Annotated in this window: 18 protein-coding genes and 1 pseudogene; 4 read left to right on the forward strand and 15 right to left on the reverse strand. The window is 49.5% G+C overall.

Annotated features, from left to right (window positions below):
• Positions 1-2523: a hypothetical protein gene (locus CRO08_RS15865; protein ID WP_097037022.1), complete on the forward strand. Its 2523-nt coding sequence runs from the start codon at positions 1-3 to the stop codon at positions 2521-2523.
• A 90-nt stretch (positions 2524-2613) separates the two neighbouring features.
• The gene (locus tag CRO08_RS15870) at positions 2614-3414 is read left to right on the forward strand and encodes a hypothetical protein (protein ID WP_141398430.1); all 801 of its coding nucleotides are present in this window, start codon (positions 2614-2616) and stop codon (positions 3412-3414) included.
• A gap of 69 nt (positions 3415-3483) precedes the next feature.
• On the opposite strand, the gene CRO08_RS15875 is transcribed toward CRO08_RS15870, so the two are convergent.
• The 6 genes from CRO08_RS15875 to purD form a co-directional block, all read right to left on the reverse strand.
• On the reverse strand, positions 3484-4239 hold the full coding sequence (locus CRO08_RS15875) for an acyl-[acyl-carrier-protein] thioesterase (RefSeq protein ID WP_097037024.1): 756 nt from the start codon (positions 4237-4239) through the stop codon (positions 3484-3486).
• Between the two features lie 132 nt (positions 4240-4371).
• Positions 4372-6102 carry a maltotransferase domain-containing protein gene (locus tag CRO08_RS15880; protein WP_097037025.1) on the reverse strand — a complete coding sequence of 577 codons (1731 nt, stop codon included), beginning with the start codon at positions 6100-6102 and terminating at the stop codon, positions 4372-4374.
• 71 nt (positions 6103-6173) lie between these two features.
• Positions 6174-7097: a hypothetical protein gene (locus CRO08_RS15885; protein ID WP_072813282.1), complete on the reverse strand. Its 924-nt coding sequence runs from the start codon at positions 7095-7097 to the stop codon at positions 6174-6176.
• A 114-nt stretch (positions 7098-7211) separates the two neighbouring features.
• On the reverse strand, positions 7212-7973 hold the full coding sequence (locus tag CRO08_RS15890) for a DUF3108 domain-containing protein (protein WP_255252429.1): 762 nt from the start codon (positions 7971-7973) through the stop codon (positions 7212-7214).
• A 126-nt stretch (positions 7974-8099) separates the two neighbouring features.
• Positions 8100-8570 carry a 5-(carboxyamino)imidazole ribonucleotide mutase gene (purE, locus tag CRO08_RS15895; protein WP_097037027.1) on the reverse strand — a complete coding sequence of 157 codons (471 nt, stop codon included), beginning with the start codon at positions 8568-8570 and terminating at the stop codon, positions 8100-8102.
• A 52-nt stretch (positions 8571-8622) separates the two neighbouring features.
• Positions 8623-9906, reverse strand: coding sequence for a phosphoribosylamine--glycine ligase (gene purD / locus CRO08_RS15900; protein ID WP_097037028.1), 1284 nt, complete (start codon positions 9904-9906; stop codon positions 8623-8625).
• A 123-nt stretch (positions 9907-10029) separates the two neighbouring features.
• Between purD and CRO08_RS15905 the strand changes: the two genes are divergently transcribed.
• Entirely contained in the window at positions 10030-10554 is a 525-nt protein-coding gene (locus CRO08_RS15905) for a hypothetical protein (protein ID WP_088641367.1), read from the forward strand.
• A 28-nt stretch (positions 10555-10582) separates the two neighbouring features.
• On the opposite strand, the gene CRO08_RS15910 is transcribed toward CRO08_RS15905, so the two are convergent.
• The 5 genes and pseudogenes from CRO08_RS15910 to CRO08_RS15935 form a co-directional block, all read right to left on the reverse strand.
• Positions 10583-10828, reverse strand: coding sequence for a hypothetical protein (locus tag CRO08_RS15910; RefSeq protein ID WP_097037029.1), 246 nt, complete (start codon positions 10826-10828; stop codon positions 10583-10585).
• A gap of 79 nt (positions 10829-10907) precedes the next feature.
• Positions 10908-11116, reverse strand: a pseudogene (gene dinD / locus CRO08_RS17670) (DNA damage-inducible protein D); the annotation flags it as partial.
• 324 nt (positions 11117-11440) lie between these two features.
• A complete protein-coding gene (gene dinD / locus CRO08_RS15925) occupies positions 11441-12280 on the reverse strand; it encodes a DNA damage-inducible protein D (RefSeq protein WP_097037032.1) in 840 nt (279 codons plus the stop codon).
• Between the two features lie 196 nt (positions 12281-12476).
• The gene (locus tag CRO08_RS15930) at positions 12477-13613 is read right to left on the reverse strand and encodes a hypothetical protein (protein WP_141398431.1); all 1137 of its coding nucleotides are present in this window, start codon (positions 13611-13613) and stop codon (positions 12477-12479) included.
• 104 nt (positions 13614-13717) lie between these two features.
• Complete coding sequence (locus CRO08_RS15935; RefSeq protein ID WP_097034567.1) at positions 13718-14989, reverse strand: IS256 family transposase; 1272 nt, start codon at positions 14987-14989, stop codon at positions 13718-13720.
• Here CRO08_RS15935 and CRO08_RS15940 point away from each other — a divergent pair.
• On the forward strand, positions 14988-15311 hold the full coding sequence (locus CRO08_RS15940; RefSeq protein ID WP_097037034.1) for a hypothetical protein: 324 nt from the start codon (positions 14988-14990) through the stop codon (positions 15309-15311). The genes CRO08_RS15935 and CRO08_RS15940 overlap by 2 nt on opposite strands.
• On the opposite strand, the gene CRO08_RS15945 is transcribed toward CRO08_RS15940, so the two are convergent.
• From CRO08_RS15945 to CRO08_RS15960, 4 genes are all read right to left on the reverse strand, one after another.
• Positions 15308-15706, reverse strand: coding sequence for a DUF1016 N-terminal domain-containing protein (locus tag CRO08_RS15945; RefSeq protein WP_097037035.1), 399 nt, complete (start codon positions 15704-15706; stop codon positions 15308-15310). The two genes, CRO08_RS15940 and CRO08_RS15945, sit on opposite strands and share 4 nt — an antisense overlap.
• Positions 15707-15811: 105 nt before the next feature.
• Positions 15812-16573, reverse strand: a complete 762-nt coding sequence (locus CRO08_RS15950) for a PIN domain-containing protein (protein ID WP_097037036.1) — start codon at positions 16571-16573, stop codon at positions 15812-15814.
• A gap of 13 nt (positions 16574-16586) precedes the next feature.
• The gene (locus CRO08_RS15955; RefSeq protein WP_097037037.1) at positions 16587-19607 is read right to left on the reverse strand and encodes an AAA domain-containing protein; all 3021 of its coding nucleotides are present in this window, start codon (positions 19605-19607) and stop codon (positions 16587-16589) included.
• Positions 19608-19705: 98 nt separating this feature from the next.
• The gene (locus CRO08_RS15960) at positions 19706-21523 is read right to left on the reverse strand and encodes a DUF262 domain-containing protein (protein ID WP_097037038.1); all 1818 of its coding nucleotides are present in this window, start codon (positions 21521-21523) and stop codon (positions 19706-19708) included.
• Positions 21524-21533 lie beyond the last annotated feature (10 nt).

The following is a 21533-nucleotide window of genomic DNA, read 5'->3' on the forward strand; positions in this document are numbered from 1 at the left end:
ATGAACAAGCTCTACCGCATCGCATCTGCAATCGCCTTCGCGCTTGCCTCCGCAGGCACCGCCAACGCAACGCACACGGATTTTCACTTCTTTGAAAAGGCCTCCGGCAATTGCATTTCGAAGTCGCCCTCGCCCGTATTCTCGAAGTGCTACGATTCCGCAGGCGAGAAGGTTTCCACCAACACGGTCCCGATGGTGCGCTTCCGCGTCATCGACCCGGTCGTCGACGAGTCGGCCCGCTTCAAGATTGCGCTCAGCCGCCCGTTCTTCATTATCGACGGCATCCACCTGAGTACTGACGAAGCACGCACCCTCGACCAGCTGCACGAAGAGACCGAGGCGTTCGGCATTCCCGGGATCCTCACTGCCCTCGGCTACACGCCCGTGCTGGTGCAGTTCCAGGAGACGGTGCGCGCGCCGCTCCAGACGAACGCGACCTTCCTCGCCGACCTCTTCGGCTACCTGAACAGCAATGCGAACATTCCCTTCTTGAACAAGACCGAGGACGGATTCATCGTACTCGGGATTAGCCAGGGCGGAATCCTCGGGCGCTACGCTTCGTACCTGTACGATTCCAAGCGCAAGCCGGGCGATGCACCCGTGCGCCTGTACGCCTCGCTCGATTCGCCCCACCAGGGTGCGGTAATGCCCCGCGGGCTCATTTCCACGCTCGACTTCTGGGCGAACAAGGCGGCCGTGCCTGCGGCAGAGGCGTTCAACGACCTCATTACCTCGCCGGGCGCGCGCGACCTGCTGCTCTACGATACCGAAGCGGGAAACGGCACCTACGAGGTAAAGACGAGCACGGACAGGTTCCTGTTCGGCGAATACCGCAAGGCGGCAAACTACAAGGGGTTCCCCGCGGTACTCATCGCACAGGGGCAAATGAAGGGCAAGTCGCCCGAGCACGCAAAAACGTACTACAGCCTCAACAGGGCCGCAAAGAGGGGCAGCGAACCTTGGGGCAGGGCAGAAAGCCGCATGATGGCCAGCACCTCCGAAAGCGAGGAATTCTCGCACAATCACGTGTACAAATTCCTTGACCAGAACAAGACGGCAGGCCCGAAGGGAACCGCGAGCCACGACTTTATCCAGGGAAGCACCTACCCCTTCGCGCGCACCATCTACAAGGCACTCCGCGAAGGCATGCTGGATGCCATTCCCGACGACATGAAATTCACCATAGGCATATCCAACATCGGGTATACCATCGAGTTCGACAACGTGTGGGATGCCGACACGCTCTACCAGGCGAGCAGCACGTTTATCCCGACGGCGAGCGCCATCGACCTGCAATGCGGCGGCGACCTCGCCATCCGCAGCGACTGCGCGTTCAGCAAGTCGCATGAAGGTTTCCCGTTCGAGGCGCCCGGAGCACAGTCCACCGCCGGTTCCGTGTACGCGGTAGATGCAAGCCACCCGCGGTTTGGCGAGCCCATCAGCGGGCGCCATATCGAGCCGCCGGTAAATTCGGACGGCAAGATTGACAGCACCGTGCTCAAGGGAATGCAGACCGACGTGTGGCGCCTGCTCTGCGAGGTGGCAAAACTCGACTACGACACCACGCAAAAGCAGTTCCGCAACGCGAAACTCACCGGAATCTTCTCGCCCGCTACAAGCTGCATGGACAATTCCAAGATGCCCGAGATTATCGCGAACGGTGGCATGTTGCAGACAAAGCGGTTCGGTTACATGCGATACGACTACAACGCCGATGCCACCGAGAGCGATGAGGAAGTACAGTTCCGGCTCCCCTCCGGCTGGCAGCGGGTAATGACCATCGACAATGCGAAGGACGTACCCGAGGGGGCGATCTTCGAGGTCGAAATCAGGGTGAATAACCCGAAGAGCAACTGGATGAAGGCGGAACTTTTGCTGACACCGAACAAGAGCGGCGGTGGACAGGTGCAACTCGACGAACTGAATGTAAAGCAGGACGGCAACTTCCACGCTATCCGCTGGCAGATGCCTACCGCAAAGGGCGCGATGGCAAAGTACCGCTGGTTCCGCCTGGTACTCAACAGCAACGGGGGCGATGTTACCCTCAGGAACGCAAGGCTGATTACCTCGGCCAGGGTGTTTGGCGAAAAGCCCGCGGCAATCAGGGGCGCCGACATGTTCCCGGCAATCTACCCGCTCGTGAACTGGAACGAATCTACCGGCATCGAGACCGGCAAGGTCCAGAACATCGACGCAACGACATTTACCTTCAAGGAACGCTACGCGGGCATGCATCTCGATTTCGGCGGGACGTTCTCGTTTGACAACTACAAGGAACTGAGCGTCGAGTACCTGGGCGGCACCTGCCAGAACAGCGAGATGTATTTCGGTACAAATTCGCACGGAAAGGCGAATCTTGGTAACAACTCGGTGCAAAATGCGTTTGTTACCAAAGTTTTACCCCTACCTGAAATCGTCAACACGCGCGTTACCGCAGGCAACGGCTATTCCGCGTCACGCTTGACCTTGCAGGCCCTGAGGGCAAACGAGACCTGCGTCATCCGCGCCATAAAACTGCAATAAGCGGCTATTGACGAGTAACATCAAATAAGATAACTTTCAGAAAACACATACATACAGCGCCGGGGGCGACCCCGGCCAAGGGATGTTACAATGAGAACAAACAAGACATTCATGCTTGCGGCAAGCAAACTCGCGGCAGGTATCGCCGCCGCCTTCGCGCTGACCGGGTGCATTCCGCCCCAGATGCAGTCGATGGGGGCAGCACCGCTCCCCGCATACCACCAGCCGAAATCCACTCCGGATGGCGAAAAGCAGATTACCCTTTCTGCCGATGCCTACGGGACCTTCGCGGCTTCCGGATTCAACGTGGAGCAGGTGAACGCGGGCGGCGGAGCGCTCAGCTTCGAGTTCCACCCCGCGGGGGCGATTTCCCCGCTGTTCGTGAACGCGAGCGTCGCGGGAATCGCGGGCACGCTCCAGTTCGGGTGCAACGACGTTCCCTGCAATTTCGACGGCTACAACGCTTGGCTCGATTCCAAGGACGGCGACGAGGACTACACGTTCTGGAACCTGCAGGAACGCATTGTCGCGGGTGCAGAATTCAACCTCGGAAGCCACCTGTTCCTGGGAGCCGCGGGCGGTATCCAGTTCTACCAGGGCGGTGGCGATTACGAAAGCAAGCGCGAACGCCTGGAAGACGCAAGGCTCGTGGAAAACATGGACGAAAGGGCCGACTGGAGGCCCACCGCTTCCCTGTGGTTCGGCCCGCGCCTCGGTGAAAGTGCAGGCTCGCTCGCCATCGAGTACGGCGTCACCTTCGCGGACAAGGTGAAGGAATGGAACACGACGCTCGGAATCTCGTATTTCCACCCGAGCGGATTCCACGGCACCGTCTACACGAACACCAACACCTCCTTCGCGGTATCGCTCGGGAAGTCGTTCCAGTTCTAGAATCACTCCTACAAAACAAAAAAAACTGCATGGTTTGTGCCGTGCAGTTTTTTCATATCATCAAGTCAATTACTTCATCTTGATTTTCATTTCGAAGACCTGGCGGCCTTCATCGTCCTCAATCTTCATGTAGGTCGCACCCATCTTGTCGGCACGGGAAATGCGCACTTCCTGACCCTCGTGCGTCTCTCCCATAAAGTGCACCTCGAGCATCGAGGGAATGCAGAGCTCCAGATCTTCGGCGCTGAACACGTTCAGCGCGAGCTTTACGTACTCGATGTTGTTCATGTGGTGCGACATGTCGATATGCTGGGGCAGCACCTTCTGGCGGTAAACCTCCACGTATTCCGCGGGTTCCACCGGGAACTTCGTGAACTTGCTGTCCATGAACGGCTCCGGGGCGCCTTCCGTCGGGAAGTCGACCGCAGAAAGTTTCACGGGGCGATGGCGCTGCAAATCCAGGCAGCAAGCCTCCTGCACGGCGAGGATAATCGGTTCGCCTTCCAGCGTGGTAATGGCCGTATTTTCGTATGTGCGGATAGGCGCGTTGTCGGCGGGGAACGACGTGGTAACCACCTTGTCGCGCCAGAACGGGCGCTGGAAAAACTTGAATTTCGCCTTGTAGATAACCCAGTAGGCGCCTTTCTCGTGAACGCAGAAGTTGTCCTGCCTGATGGCGCCGAAATTCTCGGTGAAGTTGTCCTGCACCATGAGCACCGTCTGCGCGATGCCCATCTTGCCCGAAACGTCGATGTATGCCGAGGTGATAGTGCGCTGTTTCTGGAAAACCAGCGGGTTCTTTGCAAGTGCGTAAATATCAATCATATCTTGAATATATATAAAATAAAGCCCGAGCGCAACGGCACGCGGGCTTACTTTGCTATTGCGGAAATTGCCACGGCCCCACTTCGGCTTCGCTCAGTGACCTTGGGCCTCGCAATAACACGCAAATTTACGCTAGATTTTCTTGAGCACGAGCAGGTGGCCGGGCGCCTTCGCGGGGTCAAGACGCACGAAGTTCCTGTTGCCGCGCCATACGAAGCTCTCGTCGGTAATCAGGTCCTTCAGGAAGAAGAACGAATCCTGCGAAAGGCCGAGCTTACCCATGTCGAGTTCCACCATGCCTTCCTGCGCGTTGTCCATATCCATATTGCATACGCACAAGATAACGTCGTCGCCAGTCTTCTTGGAATAGACCATCAGCTGGTCGTTCGCGCAATAGTGGAAGTCCAGGTTGTCGTATTCCTGCAAGGCAACGTGTTCCTGGCGGGCGGTGTTCACGCGGCGCACAAAGTCCTGGATGCCGGGGCCATTCCAGTTGTGGACCTTGTACTGGTACTTCTCGCTGTCGGCAAGTTCTTCCTTGACCGGCGAGGGGATGTTTTCGCACAGCTCGTAGCCGTTGTACATGCCCGTAAGACTGCTAAGCGTACCCGCGAGGAAGTAGCGTTGCTTGAACGCGTTCGGGCCCTTGTACGCGAGGTACTTCGGGAAAATATCCGGAGTCGTCGGGAAGAAGATGCCGCGCATGTATTCCTTCGCGTCGCTCTGCGTGAGTTCCTTGAGGTACTGCTCGAATTCCCACTTGGCGCTGCGCCAGGCGAAATACGTGTAGCTCATGTCGAAACCCGACTTTGCAAGGCGGTGCATCATCTTCGGGCGGGTGAAGGCCTCGGCGAGGAACACGAGTTCCGGGCGCTTTTCCTTCACGTCGGCGATGAGCCATTCCCAGAACGGGAACGGCTTGGTGTGCGGGTTATCGATACGGAAAATCTCGATTCCCTTGTCGGCCCAGAACAAGATAATGTTCTCGATTTCTTGCCAGAGCGCCTTGTAGTTGTCGTTGTAGTAGTCGAACGGGTAGATGTCCTCGTACTTCTTGGGCGGGTTTTCCGCAAACTTGATGCTGCCGTCCGGTTCGTGGTAGAACCATTCCGGATGGCTCTTCACGTACGGGTGGTCGGGGCTGCAGTTGAGCGCGATGTCGAGAGCGAGGCGGAGCCCCTTGTTGCGGGCGGCCTTCGCAAAGTGCTCGAAGTCCTTCATGCTGCCGAGTTCCGGGTCCACGTCGTAGTGGCCGCCGTTCTTGTTACCCACGGCATACGGGCATCCCGGTTCAAGCGGTTTGCCCTTCTTGTCGGTCTTTGCATGCAATGCGTTGTTCGCACCCTTGCGGTTCGTGACGCCAATCGGGTGGATAGGAACAAGGTAAACGGTATCGAACCCGAGACCCGCGATGTAGTCGAGCTGCTTTTCGCAGTCCTTCCAGGTCGCGCTCTTCTTGGGGTCGGTGCCCTGGCTCTTGGGCCACATCTCGTACCACGTGCCGATGCGGCTGTAGGTCGGGTCCACGCGGAGCATCATCACCGGGCTTTCGGTCGGCACGTCTTTCGGGGCGAGCGTCCAGGCGCAAATCTTGTATTCGTAGTAGCCGATGTTGTTGACCGTGAAGGAGCCTTCCCACTGGTCGTTGTCCACGAAGTGCATGGGAGCCTTCTCCCACTTCTTCTTGCTCACGTGGCGGTAGAAAATCGCGGCGTCGTACTTTTCGTGGCTGTGGCGGAAAATATCCGCGGTGAGCGTGACGGTATCGCCCGGTTCACGCTTGAGCATAAAACGCCCACCTTCGATCTGGGGGCGGATGTTTTCAATGACGAGATTGTCTTTACGTGTAGGGATTGTAGCCATAGTGAGTGAAAAAATAGCAATAAAAAAGGGCCGCGAGTGCGGTCCCTTGAAAATCCGGTTTCATGCCACGATTAACGGCGGGAAGCGCGTTCGCGTTCCTTCTCGCGCTGGCGGCGACGCTTTTCGGTATCGTCCGGGAAAAATTCCGGCAGGGCATAACCGATGGCAATGCCGAACACGATGCCCGTCTTGTTCATACCGTCCTCGTTAACGACGGAGGAGATAATCTTCGAACTACCCGCAGACTGGTAGCGCAGGCTCGGGTTTTCTTCCGGAGTATCCTTCGCGAGTTCCGGAGCGTAGTACATACCCACGGAGAACTGCAGGTAGTACCATTCGTTCGTGAGGTAGGTAATCAGGACATCGAACTGGAAACCGTTGACCGTGATAATCGGGCGAACGCCATCGGCATCCGGTTCCACGCTGTGGTCGAAGTAGACCGTACCGTAGGAGGCGGAAACACCCAGGTGAAGCGGGTTCTTGGGGAACAGGTAGTAGTTGAGACCCACCTTGTAGCCGTAACCACCTTCGAGTTCAATGCCCTCGAAGTCGTTGTCATCGCCCTTGAAAAGCATACCGCCCGAACCATAGAGAGCGAGGCCCCAGCGGGTAATGTACTCGGCACCGATACCGAAGCCCATGCCCATACCAGTTTCACCCATGAACGGGTAGCGGGAACCCATACCGACCTGGAAAACCAAGCGGTCCTTGAGCCAGTTACGACGGCGGAGCGAGTTCGCGTATTCGTCCTGGCGCTGTTCCTCTTCGAACTTCTTGCGGGCTTCCATGTCCTGCTTCTGCGCAGCAGTGAGGGAAGGGCCTTCAGCATCTTCAAAGTCGCTGTCGTCGTCAGACGCCATGGCAGCACCCGAACCACCCTCTTCGGATGCAGCAGCGGGAGCCGACTCAAAGTCGCTATCATCAAATTCATCGTCATCCTGCGCCCAGGCAAGGAACGCGGAAAGACACAGAGTCAAACACAGTTTCTTAAACATTAAAAGCCTCTGATTATAGAATCACTTTTGGAATATAACTTATTCTCCGGTTTTTATTCACGCCAAACCTTGTAAAAGTTGCTTAAACTTGCAGAAAATCGACCAAAAACGCCCCTATTCCGCCTTGATGAGCTTCGCCTTGATGCTCCCGAGGGCGATTTCGCACTGCATGAGCACAGGAATCCGGCGAGAGTCGTCGGTAAGCCAGATGAAAATGCGGCCCTTGGAATTGAATATGCCGTCGCCGTCGAGCACCGGTTCCACCTTGACCGTGTTCACCGTGCCGATGGATGTCTTGAGCGACTCGCGCCCGTGGACCAGCACCTTCAGTTCGTAACGCTTCTTGCCGCTCACCGCCGAAAAGCGTGACGTGTCCCCGACGGTCAGGGGCATCGTCCGCACGTAGTAGAACGCCGACATGATGCTGTGTTCCATGCCCTGGATAGCGACCGCGGTATCGGCGGAGCGCTTGACCTTGCGGGTTTTCATGTCGGTAAACACCGTGTCGGAGAGCCACGCCTTCTCGCCCTTGCGGTCGAACCGGATGACGGAAGTATTGTGGAACGTGCCCTCGTGGAGGTTCTTGCGGAAAACCTCCGTCATGAGTCCCTTGTTGCGCACGCGGGTATAGACCGTATCGTACACGGGGTAGATGCGCGTGATGGCGCTGTTGCCCTGCGCGAACGAGAGGAACTCCGTCTTGCCTCCGGGGAGCGGCTTGACCTCGAGGGTCGCCGTGCCCGCGGTAATCGGGCCCCAACCGAGACTGAAGGTCAAGCGTTCTCCCTTCATCCACGGGGCCTGGACTTCCGGCAGGTTCGGTTCGCCGGCAAAAGACGACGTCACGAGGAATGCCGTGAGAAAGACGATAGACAATAGACGATAGACGATAGAGAACAACATCAAGACAACCAGGTCCAAGACTAAGAAAAGACTAGCCGACAAACGAAAGTGAGAAGCATCTTTCGTCTTTCGTCTGTAGGGCGAAGCCCGTTCTTTCGTCTAATCAATATCCCCGAGGCTCTTGCGGTAGGCGACGAGCTTTTCGCGAACTGCGGGGTCTGCGATGGCGACGATGTGGGCGGCGAGGTAACCGGCGTTCTTGCCGTTGCCGATGCCGACTGTTGCCACCGGGATTCCCGGGGGCATCTGCACGATAGAGTGCAGGGCATCGACGCCGTTGAGCGGGCCGCCGGCGCAGGGCAGACCGATGACCGGAAGAATCGTGTGCCCTGCGAGCACGCCCGGGAGGGCTGCAGCGAGGCCTGCGACACCGATGAGGACCTGGAGGCCTCGCCCGGCGGCTTCGCGAGCATACTTCGCGGTGGCGTTCGGGGTGCGGTGCGCAGAGAGAATGTTGAATTCCCACACGATGCCGAAGCTGTCGAGCACGGCGGTGATTTTATCTACAGTTTCCTGGTCGGACTTGCTACCCGCAACGATACCGACCTTTGCATTTTCTTTTAAGTCCATTAATAATACCTCTTGTGTATATAAGGTTGCTGAGCTTGTCGAAGCACCGCCCTTATTTCGCCAGTCGGGCCAAACCCTTCTTGCCGATGTCCTTGCGGTAGAACTTGCCTTCGAACTGAACCTTTTCGGCGGCTTCGTAAGCGATGTCGAGAGCGGCCTGGAGCGTTTCGCCATGGCCCACCACGCCGAACACGCGGCCACCGTTCGTGACCAGCTTGCCATCGACCATCTTGGTGCCGGCATGGAGCACCTGGGCGCCGTTCTTTTCGGCTTCTTCGATACCCGTCACGACCTTGCCCTTTTCGTAGGAGCCCGGATAGCCCGCGCTTGCGAGCACAACGATTGCGGAACTGCCCTTCGGAGCCTTCGGGGCACCGAGCTTTGCGAGTTCGCCCTTTTCGGCAGCGTCGAACAGAGCGAGTACGTCGCCGTCATAAAGCGGGAGCACAATCTGGCATTCGGGGTCGCCCAAGCGGCAGTTGTATTCCACGACCTTCGGGCCCTTCGCCGTCACCATGATGCCCACGTAGAGCACGCCCGTGTAAGGCTTGCCTTCGGCAGCCATGCCCTTGAGGGTCGGTTCGATAATCGTCTTCTTCACTTCGTCGAGGAGAGCGTCCGTCACCACCGGAGCCGGGCTGTAAGCGCCCATGCCACCCGTGTTCGGTCCCTTGTCGTCGTCAAAGACGCGCTTGTGGTCCTGGGCAGAAGAGAGGATCACGTAGTCCTTGCCGTCGCAAACCACGAAGATGGAGGCTTCTTCGCCGTCCATGAATTCTTCGATCACGACCGTCTTCCCGGATTCGCCAAAGACGGCCTTGTCGCCGAGCATTTCTTCGACAGCGTCGTTCGCTTCCTTGTCAGTCATGCAGACGATAGCGCCCTTGCCCGCAGCGAGGCCCGACGCCTTCACCACGATTGGAGCCGGGTGCTCGGCGAGGAACTTTTTGGCGGAGGCGAGATCGGTGAAGGTCTCGAAGGCTGCCGTCGGCACGTTGTACTTCTTCATGATATCCTTGCTGAAAGCCTTGGAGCCTTCGAGCGCGGCAGCAGCCGCAGTCGGGCCGAAAGCGCGCAGCCCGCGACGGCGGAATTCATCCACCACGCCCGCGACCAGCGGAATTTCGGGGCCGATGACCGCGAGGTCAATCTTTTCGGCCACGGCGAGGTCGGCAATGGCCTTCGGGTCGGCCACATCGACCGGCACGCACTTGCCAAGGTTAGCCATGCCCGGGTTGCCCGGAGCGCACACGAGAGTGTCGCACAGCGGCGACTTCTTGACTGCAAGAGCGATGGCATGTTCGCGACCACCGCTACCAACGACGAGAATATTCATAAGCGAGTCCTTATCTTTTGGGAAAAATGTAGAAAAATGCATTATAAGAAATCTGCCAACATACGGAATAATGTATAATTAGAGTTATCCAAGCCCCTCAACACGTCATCTCTGGAGGAAAATATGAAAAGAACCCGCTACTGGGCAGTTACAATCTTAGGCATTATCACCTTATCAATATGCGGTTGTGCAACGGCAAAAGGCTATCATGCACTACCCAGCATTTCCCAAAAAGCAACTTCAGCCCCCGAAGCTTGTATTTTCCTTGCCGTTGACGACACAGCACATTATGAAGGCATTCACAACGCTATAGGCATCAATAATGACAGTTTGTATTTTGAATACAACATCTACAAGAAAACAGATGCCGACCAAGAATATCAAATGTACGAAACCATTCACATTTCCAAAAAGCCACATGACTTGAAAGCGATGTTTTTCCCATACCGAGACAAGAACGGCACTATCAATGACCGCTATATAATAAAGCCGATTTCCAACAACGAAGAGTTAGACGCAATTCCTTTAACATACTACACAACCGATTCAACCTACTTCACACAAATTGAACATCGTTCAATGGAATCGTCCAAAGCAGATACACGGCTTTACAATCTAATTCTTTACGTCGAAAACGTTTCAAAATAGATAGTGCAGCGTTCCGCTGCATTTTTTTTCAAAATGCCCAGTATAGGCCCAAGCCCCCTAAAACAGTTATACCTAGGCCACCACCAAGCATCGCACCTCCGTTATCGCCCCCGTCCTTGAGTTCCGCGGCCCCCATCACACCCCAAGAAAACCCGAAAATAACAAGCATAAACGAAATCACACCCACAAAGGGTTTAAAGAAACTGAAATCAGCCTCCGATCTCTCGTTATAGTCAAAATCGTCGGAGAACATAGTCCCTTCATATTCCTGCATTGACAAAATTTATACAACTTCTGCATTTAAAATAAAATTTCACTGTAAGACCGTCAACATTACGGTTCCGTTTTTGCAATTCTTCCGCAACCTGTGCCACAGAGTCCGAAATTTCCTTCTGCCGGGTTTTAACAGCAAAATATGTTTGACCCAGGGCAACCACTTCTTTGCGGGGTCTCCGTTCATCACAATCAGGTAACAAGCGTAACGGGAAAGCTTGATGTCAGTAATTTCACGCTGGGCCCCTTTAGCGAGATTTATCATTTTGCCGACGTCGGCAAAATGATCTGTTTCGACAAAACCAAATAAAGAAAAAACGCATCATTCCTTTCTACGGAATGACACATCAATACGTATTTTCCCTTGCCTGCGCCCACAACAGGTTCCACTATATTTAGCGTTTTCATCCGCTTTATAAGATTGGTCGCAGTAGCCGGAGCACACTTTAAATTTTCGCCATCAATCCCTAAGTTTTTCGACCCAAATCCCGATTTTTTAACGATCAAGCAAAACGCGGGATTAAACCCGTTTTTTCACTAATTGTATGTAAAATCTTGATTTTTACCTACATAACCATTTTGCCGACGTCGGCAAAATGGGAGCCGTAGTTTGTCATTTCTTCGCAATGGCTTTTTTGCGTTCCTGCTTCAACTTTTTGGCACTGATTTTGGGCGTGGGGAGATTTTCAGGCATTGTTCCGCCAAGTTCGGCAATCGTCTGGCGGACTTTTTTACCTACGGCATAATGTGTTTCGTTTGCCCGCTCCTTCCCCTTGATGTTTTCACGACGGAGTTTGTCGTCAGTCTGGGTGATGCGGAACAGGTTCGCCGCAAGTTCGGTGGCCCCCATGTGGTCCAGGATCTGTTCGTTTTTCTTGAGTCCCTTGCGCTTGTGAATATCCTTCATTCCCAACCCGTTGTAAAGTCCCTGGTAACCGCGATTCTGGAACACGGCGTAATCTACGGGAGTTTCAACACCGGCCGCCTTTGCAGAACTGGCAAGGAATTTGTTGCGAATGGTCACTTCGTCACGAATCGCCAGGCGTTTTTCGTCTTCCGAAAGCTGTGCCGCAGAATCCGAAATTTCCTTCTGCCGGGTTTTGACGGCAAAATATGTTTGACCAAGGGCAATCACTTCTTTGCGGGGGTCTCCGTTCATCACAATCAGGTAACAAGCGTAACGGGAAAGCTTGATATCGGTGATTTCACGCTGGGCACCTTTAGCGAGGGTTATCATTTTGTTGACGTCAACAAAATGATCAAGTTCCGCAAAACCGCTTGCCGCGCAAGCTTCTTTTGCGCGTTTTACGCTTTTTTCAAAATTTCTCCATTCTGTATATTCAAGGGCCGTTTGCAGCTCCCTTGCATACCAGAATTCAGTTCCATTTTCGTCGGTGTGCTTGATATTCTCGAACGTCTGCTGAGAATAAGTGACAACTTCTTTTTTAGCCATAGGGCCTCCTGTGTTTGTTGTTTTTACTAGGAACGCCCTTGCAATACGGCAAAGCCAAATAAAGCAAAAGCGCACCATTCCTTTCTAGGGAATGACGCGCTGGGATGTAATGTACCTAATATTCAGAAAATTGGCAAGGGGCTTAAGGAAATTTTACAAAGGGTATTCCTTAACTTGCCTATATCTTATAAACTCTTCACGGAAGCGTATAATAATCAAGAATCAGGTCAACCGCACTTGCGTCCTTGAGGATTCGGTTTTCGTAGCGAATTCGTCTGTTTCTTATTTGATCCTTCGCCCATTTTTCTTTCTGTTTATATTCCTGTTGACGCATAACACTATTTTTAAAAGGGCCGCGTTGAACTTCTATTTCGGGCATTGGCTCGGGTTCGTTTCTTTTTTCAAAGTCCTTGAGGTCCAAATACGTCGAAATCCTTAGACGGTTCTGAGAAGACAAGCCCATGGCCGTTGCATAGACTTTTGCGTTTCGAATAATCTCAGCACCACGAGGAATCCCTATAGATTCCAGATTATCCGGAATATAAGAGAATCCCATAAAATAGACTCGCTCCGCATTTTTCAGGAATCCTTGATACTTTTCTTTTTCGGATTCATTGCGATTCTTGCGTTTTTCCCAGACAGTTTCCATACCCTTGGCGATTTCTTGATACTTACCATTGCCAACAGCGCCAAAGGGAATTTTCTCAAGAGGTCCGATAAAGCCATTGACATGAAATATTTTCATATCCTTTATAAAGGCATGAGCGGCAGCATCTGCATATTGCTTGTCCGATGTCAGATACAAGAAGATGCAATATTCCAGGACGCGGTCATAATTAAAAGTAAGAAACACCGTTTGTTTTAAGATTTCTTCCCAATTATCTTGTTGGTCTATCCGAGAAAGCAAATGCTGAATCCAATCGATGTTGTCGACACACTGCTCTTTCTTTTTTCTTTCAGGGCCTCTCGTATAAGGATATTCCGATTCTTTTTCGGCAATAAGAATCTCTTGAGCAATAAGACGCTTACCAAAATCAGCTTCGTTTAATTTCTCCTGACTGAGGCGGTTCTTTAAGAACTCATCCGTCGAAACCATCATTGAATGGCGAATGCTTTTTGCAAAGGGAAGTATAGTTTCACGCATTTTGTTAGAAACTTTAACTTCAATACTATCTGCTTCAAAACTGTATTGCCCGCCAGCCTTTCTTAAGTTGGCGTATTCTTGATATTTCCCAAAAAGTTCATGGTATAAATCAAACAGGTAAGAAGGAGGAGAAAAGTATTGATTATCAAGATTATAGCCTCCGTACTCAAAATCCTTCAAATTCTGCATCAGCATAGCGCCCGTAGGGAATCCATACGGGACACTGCAACCAGCACCTATGATGAATTTGTCCCTTTTTTAGTTGAAAATCCAGGTCTCCAACTGGTGTAAATCTAGGCTATTAGCGCTTCATTGTCAAGTAATTTCATGCTCTTTTCCCGAAGTTTTTCGACAAGTTCGGGGATTTCCGCATAGCCGTCCAACCGTCTCCAGTTCTTTTCGCGGTGGAGGACCTCAGCGGCCATCCAGCGTTTGAACATTCCAATGTCCCTGTAGCGCTTCACGTTCTTCTCGATGGCGTCGAGACCGTTGAAGGTGGACTCGATTATGTTGGTCGTTATGAGCGACTTGCGCAGGAGCGCGGGGATGCCCAGCCGGTGGACCGTAAGCAGCCTCTCGCCGCCCTCGGAAAGCGATTTGGCGGCACTCGTGTTTATGCCTTCGAGCCACTCGTGGACCTTGAGAAGTTCCCTTCTCGCGTCCTCGTAGCCCACCATCCCGATGGCGTTGTTGTAGCGCCTGTCGAACTCGGCCCGGTACATCTCGGGCAGATGGGACTCGACGTTGCGCCTCTTGTGGATCACGCAGCGCTGGTGCTTGAGGTCCTTGCCGAAGCGGTCCTTGAGGGCGCGGTTGAGGCCCGTCCCGCCGTCGGTCACGAAGATGATGTCGGGGTGCAGGGCGAGGCCCCTGCTCTCCATGTCGGAAAGGAACGAACGGCACATTTCGGTGTTTTCCGAACTGCCCTGCCAGAGGCCAAGCACGCGCTTGTAGCCTTCCGCGTCAACGCCTATGGCGGCCATCACGACCTCGCCGCAGCGATGCATTGCGTCCATGAAGACGGCAACCGCCTCGAAGTCCTCCAGCCTGCGCTCGTTCAGTTCCTTCAGTTTCCTTGTGCATGCGGCAACGACCTTGCGCGACACCGACGACTTGCTTACGCCGAACGCCTCCCCGGCAGTCGAGAACACATCCTCGTAACGCCTCCCGGACAGGCCTGAGAGGCATGCGTGCAGCAGGTGCTCGGAGAACGCGTCGGGGTCTTTCAGACGGGCGTAGATACGCGATTTGACCTCGCCGTTTTCGTCCCTGAGCCTGGGTACGCGCACCTTCGCCTTGCCACCCGCGATGTACACGGAACCACCCTGGCTGGACCACTTCTTGAAGCCCTTCCTGGGGTGGTATGCTGCACCGCCGAGCTGTTCCCTTTCGGCCAGGAGTATCGCCTCCACGAGCCTTGCGCCCATCTCCCTCGACAGCGCGTCAAGGCAGCTTTTCCCCTGTTCGGCAAGGTCGGCCAGAACCACCCCGACACTGGTCGAAATGTCGATTTCTTCGCGGCGGACGATTGACAGTTTGGGGGTTCTTTTTGTACTTTTCATCATGGTGGTTATCCTCTTGCTTGGTGTTTTTTTGCTGAACCAAATTTACAAGTTGGAGACCACCTTTTTCTTTTTGGTTGCAGAAATTTCAACTAACTTTGGGGCATCTTCACCTATGATAAAGACATCAGACATCATTCTTCGCCCTTTAAGTTTTTTTGACACTTCTACTGCGGATATATGGGAATTCTCGACAATCAGCCTAATTACCTACTGCTCATTTATACCGACATCAACCCCTTCAATTGCCTCATTTTTGCCAATCAGGGCGCTTGATATTTCAAAGTTTTATTTTAAGAGCAGCAAGCTTTTCTCTTGGATTTAAGCTAGAGTATCGTCATTCGACACCGACAACAGACGCTTAAAATGGGACCAATTAAGATTGCGCACACATGTGTTCACAATCTCAAAATCGTTAAACAATAGATAAAACTTCCTGAAATACTGAACATTCCGTTTGCCGTAGCCATCCCCGAATTTTCTAGTCAAATCCTCCGAAATAAGTTCAACAAGCCTATCTCCGTATGCAGCCCTATTCTTCCCCTTCTGTTCTTGTTCGACAATTCTTCGCCCAATATTCCAGTTTGTGACTACAATGATTGAACTGACGGCGCTGTTGGCCGCATTCCTGGCGTTCTGGACAAGTTGAGCTATTTCGTCCAAGAACTTGCTTTCGCTTTTAGTCGCAACTTTCAGGTGTTTTACTTTTGGCTCAGTCATTTGTCATATCCCTTTATCAGCATTCACGATTAAATATACATTCTCACCAAGACATAATTTGACATTTCAAAGTTTTATTTTGGAGGGACAAGAAAAAATTTGCAACTATTTATACTTGACCTGGTTGTTTTTCGAGAGTTCCAGGAAACCTGCGTTTTGGAGGGAGTCTATCAGGCTTTGAATATTTGCGTCAGTCAGCTTTTCTGCAGCGAACCAGTTCTTTAGCGTCTTCTGCAATTTAGCCTTGGTTGTGGGCGGATTCTTTGACATACCCTTCAGATTCGCCTTCGCCTTTTCGAGAGCCTTTTGCAAGTCAAACGCCTTTTGTGGCGTAGCCTTCTTCGTGGGCTTCGCCGGTTGCGGAGCGGGCTTCTTGGGCGCAGCGACCTTTTTTGCTTCTTGAGGCTTCGCGATTAGCCCCAGGTGTTTCGCCAGTTCCTCGTACGATTCCACGCGTTCGCAGCGGTCTTCGCCGAACTGCTTTTGCACATGCAGAACGAGCGGGTCGTAGTCGTGATCCTTCGAAAGAATCACGCAATGGCTGTTGAACGGTTCGCGAGGCATCACCTGGCCCATGTAAAACGCGATGTAGAAGTCGAGCGCATTTTCGGCCTGCTTCTTGGTCATCTTCTCGGGAATCGCAAGTTCCACAAGTTCGACGCGGCCTTCGCTCAGGGCGTAGCCGAAATCCTTCAGCTGCGTAAGCGAAAGGTTTATCTTGTTCGTGGAATTGTGGAACAGCACGAACTTCAGCGGAGAGCCGTCCGTATTCACGACAAGGTCGGTCAGGCCATTCAGCCCGACATTTTCGCAGTCCACAAGAACATGAGATATGGGGAGATTTTCAGCCATAGCCAGCTCCAGCATAAAATGTTAAAAGTTATCTCTTAAAGTACTCAATCAAAATTTCTTTGATGTGATTATAGCGTCTAGCATATGAATTAGGAATGCGAATAAGTTCAAAAAAGTGATCTTTACAAATCCGCTCTTTTGCCTTGTCACACCTTATGCGGTTTTCGTTGGTTCGATGCTCCTCACCGTCCAATTCAATGGCTAAAATTGGAACTTCATACTGACCATCTTTTTCATAAAGAACAAAATCAAAGCGGCCGGAATAAAAGAGATTGTCAGAACTTTTATTTTCTTGAAACACTTGTGCTATTGGAACATCCTTTTTAACAGAATATCTTTTACGCGGATCAACAACACTCAAGACATGGCTTATATTCTCAAAGAAATCCGATTCTGTTTTGGTACTATATGTTTTCACTCCCAAGGCTCTAGAATGGGAATGTTTGGGGGTTACCTTATATTCACCTTTCGTTTGTACATATTGAACTAATTCATAAAGATCGTCATTATCTTTACGCAACCTATTCAATGTTTCGCTATTAGAAAAAATCACCAACTCTTCTTTGGCTCGCGAAACAGCAACATTTATCAATTCCTTGTTTCCTGCAAACCAATTATATGTATTCTGCGACGTTCTTTTTGTCAGGGCAAAAGAAAAAAGAATGATATCTTTTTCATCCCCTTGAAAAGTGTGGACAGTCCCGCAGGTTGCAGCAACACCCCTTGACGAAAGTTCTTGGTCTATAAGTTGCTTTTGCGCCACAAATGGCGTAATAATCCCTATTGACTTTTCTGGATGATTCGCCACAAAATCCGCAATGGTCTGCGCTTCATTTAAGGACGTATTACGATTGACAGGATCTTCATTTGCAGTTTCTTGGAACACAAGCGGAGGCGAATTTCTTTTTGGGGTATCGATTTGCAACTTATTATTGTAATACTTTTTGTTATTGAATCCAATAATTTCTTTTACAGAGCGGTAATGGTGGCTCAGCAAGACTTCGTCGCTTATAGAATCTGCAGCTAAATAGGATTTATAAATGGAATTTTTCTTGTAATCATACTCGGGAGCGATTTTATACTTCTCTATCAAGCGCTTATTGTCCAAGTCATCCAACGTTATAACGGGATTCAATTGTTGCGGATCGCCTACTAGCATTAAACTTTCACCACGCAAAATAGGCAAAAGAGACATGGCTATGTTACACTGGCTTGCTTCATCAAGAATGGTCAAATCAAAATGAATTTTGGGCGAACCCAATTTCTTTGCAGACTGGCTCGTAGTTGCAATAACAGGAAACACTTTTTGAAGATTGTTTAAATTTCCGTCATCTTTTAAATATTTATTAAACCGCTTAACAGCTGTATCTCTATCTTCACAATTAACAATTTCCCAAAGTTCCTTATACTTGGGTTCTTTTAGTCGCTGAATGCATTTTGCAGAAAGAAAACGAATGTAGTATAAGAATTTTTCATAATCATTCGGCAGATATGACAATGCCTGATCTGCCGATATTTCGCCAAGACTTTCAATATCTTTTAAAATCTGATCCAGTTGTTTGCTTTGAATATTGATGCTAATGTCAAAAGCCTTATTCTGGCGTAAAAAGTCTTCAATTGCCTCTTTGCGTTCTAACAAATCCAATTTGTCTTCATATTTTTCAAGATATGCCGCCAATTTTGTAGTATTTTCTTTTTTCTCGGCATTAAAATCATCTAACGCTTCATCCCTTATTTTCCAATTCTGGGTAAATTCATAAATTTCTTTTATGTAGTCTAAGGAATTCTTGACTTCTTCATTGTTCCCTAAACGTAAAATTGGGAAAGGGATTCTTTTTTGATGAATCTCAATATTCTTTAATTGTTCAACAGCGCCATCGACAGGATGATTGTTCTGCGACGAAAGTAAAACAGTTTTATTATTGAAAAATGCACTGATAATTGTATTTACTATGGTCCTGGTTTTACCCGTTCCCGGAGGGCCCTGAATGTATGCCATTGGGTATTTGAGAGTCTTATGAATGGCAAGCAATTGGTCAAGATTGACTTTGTTATCTAACACAGCAATAGGATAATTCTTTCTTTTTCGTGATCGACTTAGAAACTCCCCAAAAAAAGCACGCAGCGGTGTAGAAAGATTCTTCTTGTCTAGAGACTCTGCAATGGCATTGTATTCGCTCGTCAAATCACAAGTGCTGGATTCCAACGCCACAATATGCGGCATATCGTCAACCAACTCCTTGTAATTCAACTGCTTATTTTCAATAATGGCGTCCTTGATTTTCTTTTCGTTCGCATCAAAATTTTCTAGCAAGAAAAGTTCGTCTTCGTGCAAATATTTCGATATTTTGGCTGTCTGCGAGATGTTACCGTTCTTGAGCACAAATTTCTTTAAGATGGTCGGTTCTCGCTGCAACCGCAACGACCGATTTTGAATATCAAACAAGAGTTCATTATACGCCAAGACATAAAGGCCTTTTTCGTTTTTTATGCTTAACTTATTTAATCCCAACTTTTCAATTGGAACAATTTCTCCCTTTGATCTTTTATTTTGTCTATTTACGAAATAATCGATTAATGAGTTGTTTTCCTCTTCCGTAAGACGATATGTACCATTATGGAATTTAGATTCGTCCAAGTGTTCAAGCAACCGAAAAGATTTCAAGTAGCTATCGCTAGAAAGCTTTTCACATTCCTGAAGATAGTTCAATATCCCTATATTGTGGGTATTTGTGAAAATTGACGAATATTTGGAGGGGTTGGCATTAATATCACAAATCAATTTTTCATTTCGAGGAGCAAAGGAGCCTTCTATTATTTCGGCATTTCGTATGCCATCGCAATACATAAAAAGTTGTTTGCATGTCCGCAATCCCAAATGTAAGCCAAAAACATTTAATTGAACGCGGTATTTCCCGTTATAATTTTTGATTTCAATATTTGATATGCTTATCCAGTAATAAGTGGTTTTAGCATCCGCATTGACATATTCAATAGAGAGCCAACGGCCCTCATGTATTGCTCTAAATATGTTCCTAGCGACGCTCATATAGGTAATATAATACTCCAACTCATCGTTTTTATTTAAAAAAGCTTAAATTTGTTAAAAAACGATTTTAATGAGTTAAGTCCAATTTTTTTTCTCTTCTACAAACCCTCATAGTATTCCTTAATTTTCTGAGCCATTAGCTTACGTCGTTCCAAGAGGAACTGGTCGTAATTTTCATACGTCCAGTCTTTTATTGTTGCAGGAATACAATTTGTGTGGAGGTTTTGATTGAAATCATCAATAGACGTGATATTTCCTATTTGCTTTTCGCCTGAAGCACAGCCATCTTGAATTTGCCTTAAGGCTCTGGAAAAATACGAATTTGGAGCGTCATCACCCACCGCAATATTCGTAGGCGTATCCAAATAGGTGTAATTTGCAACCTGGTTGTATTTACTCTTTTCGTTAATCCCATTTTTCTGCAGATATTTTTTGGGGAAAATGTGATGGACGTCGCCAATAACAGTAATCAAATTTGACACTGCACAGTTCTTGGTGAACAACGCATCATCTTTCATGCGAACTTGTGCCGCCCAGTAAACATTGATGTAAGGGCTATTTACAGCTGTAGTTTCAAAATTTTGGACCAGACCGTCATTCCAGAATACGTCAGAAAGTTCCGCACGTTCAATTTCTTCTAAGTATTTACAGAAACCTTTTTCACTAATACGGCGTAGATCCGTGTCCATTGCCGATTCTGGCGAAGCAATATAACGGCTTGTGAGCGTAGTAAGCACATACCATTTTTGAACATAGCGTTTCACCTGAGTTTTATCAATGTCAGAATTATGCAAAAGTAAATATAATGTGTAAGCAAAATCCAAGGTCAAATCAGAATTCATCAACTTATTGGATATAAAACCGGCATCCTTAATGGCTAGGGTAAACTGCTTAAAGTTATACTCGTTCATATAGTCCATTACACCGTTTTTCAGCTCCTTAAAAGACTTCTCTGCTATTTCTTCCTTGAACTCGCGAGTATCAAAATCTCGACCACTAAGTAAAGAAACAAGATCCTTCATTTTGCCGCGATTAAATTTATACATGAAGGCGACGCGAAGCATATCGGAATAGCTAGGATCATAAATGGCTTCAGTATCGTTCTTAAGCCATTCCATTTTCTTTGCATATTCAGTATTGGCAAATTCCTTGTCTTTGCACATCTCCGAATACCATTCTGGTTGTACGGCCAAATGGGAAAAATAGTCTATCGCCTTACGTAGCAAGCGGCCTTCATTCTTTTCGTCTGACGCAATCTTTGACATTGCAAAATCAGCTTGATTCAACTTCGCTCCGCGACTGTTTATGCGGATAAAGATTTCCGTAACTTCATCAACAGTCAATTCTCTATTTAGTGTAATAACTCCAATTCTTCGGTTTTTTATATCCGTAATTTTCTGGACTCGAGCATTAATATCTTTCGATAAAACACCTGGATTTAAAGCACAATATTCATTGACAAATGTAAAGGAGTCAAAATCCGTTTTGAAAAAAATTGAAATATCAGGAATCCATCTTTTGTCTTTTAAAATGGCAGTATCAAGAACCTTGAATGATTCTTCACCTTCTTCGGCAAAGGGATTAAACGATATTTTTATGACTTTCTTCTCAAAATCCTCGTTGAGAACTTCTTTACCCAAAATTGCAGTCATCATAGCGGTAACGCGCTGCTGACCATCAATCATGATTTTCTTGCCTTCTGAAAGAGTTCCATCCTTCAGACGCATATTGGGACTTTGGGAAATAATCAAGTAGCCTGTAGGATAGCCGTTATACAAGGAATCTATCAGGTCGCGAACTTGCTTGGGTTTCCAAACAAAGGGCCGTTGAATTTCAGGAATAGCGACTTCACCAGAATTGATAAAGCCAAGAATAGATTCTATACTTTTTGTGGACGGTTCATATTTTTCAGGCATAACCTAATTC

Source organism: Fibrobacter sp. UWT3, from assembly GCF_900230125.1.
In the GTDB taxonomy this organism is placed as follows: Bacteria; Fibrobacterota; Fibrobacteria; order Fibrobacterales; family Fibrobacteraceae; genus Fibrobacter.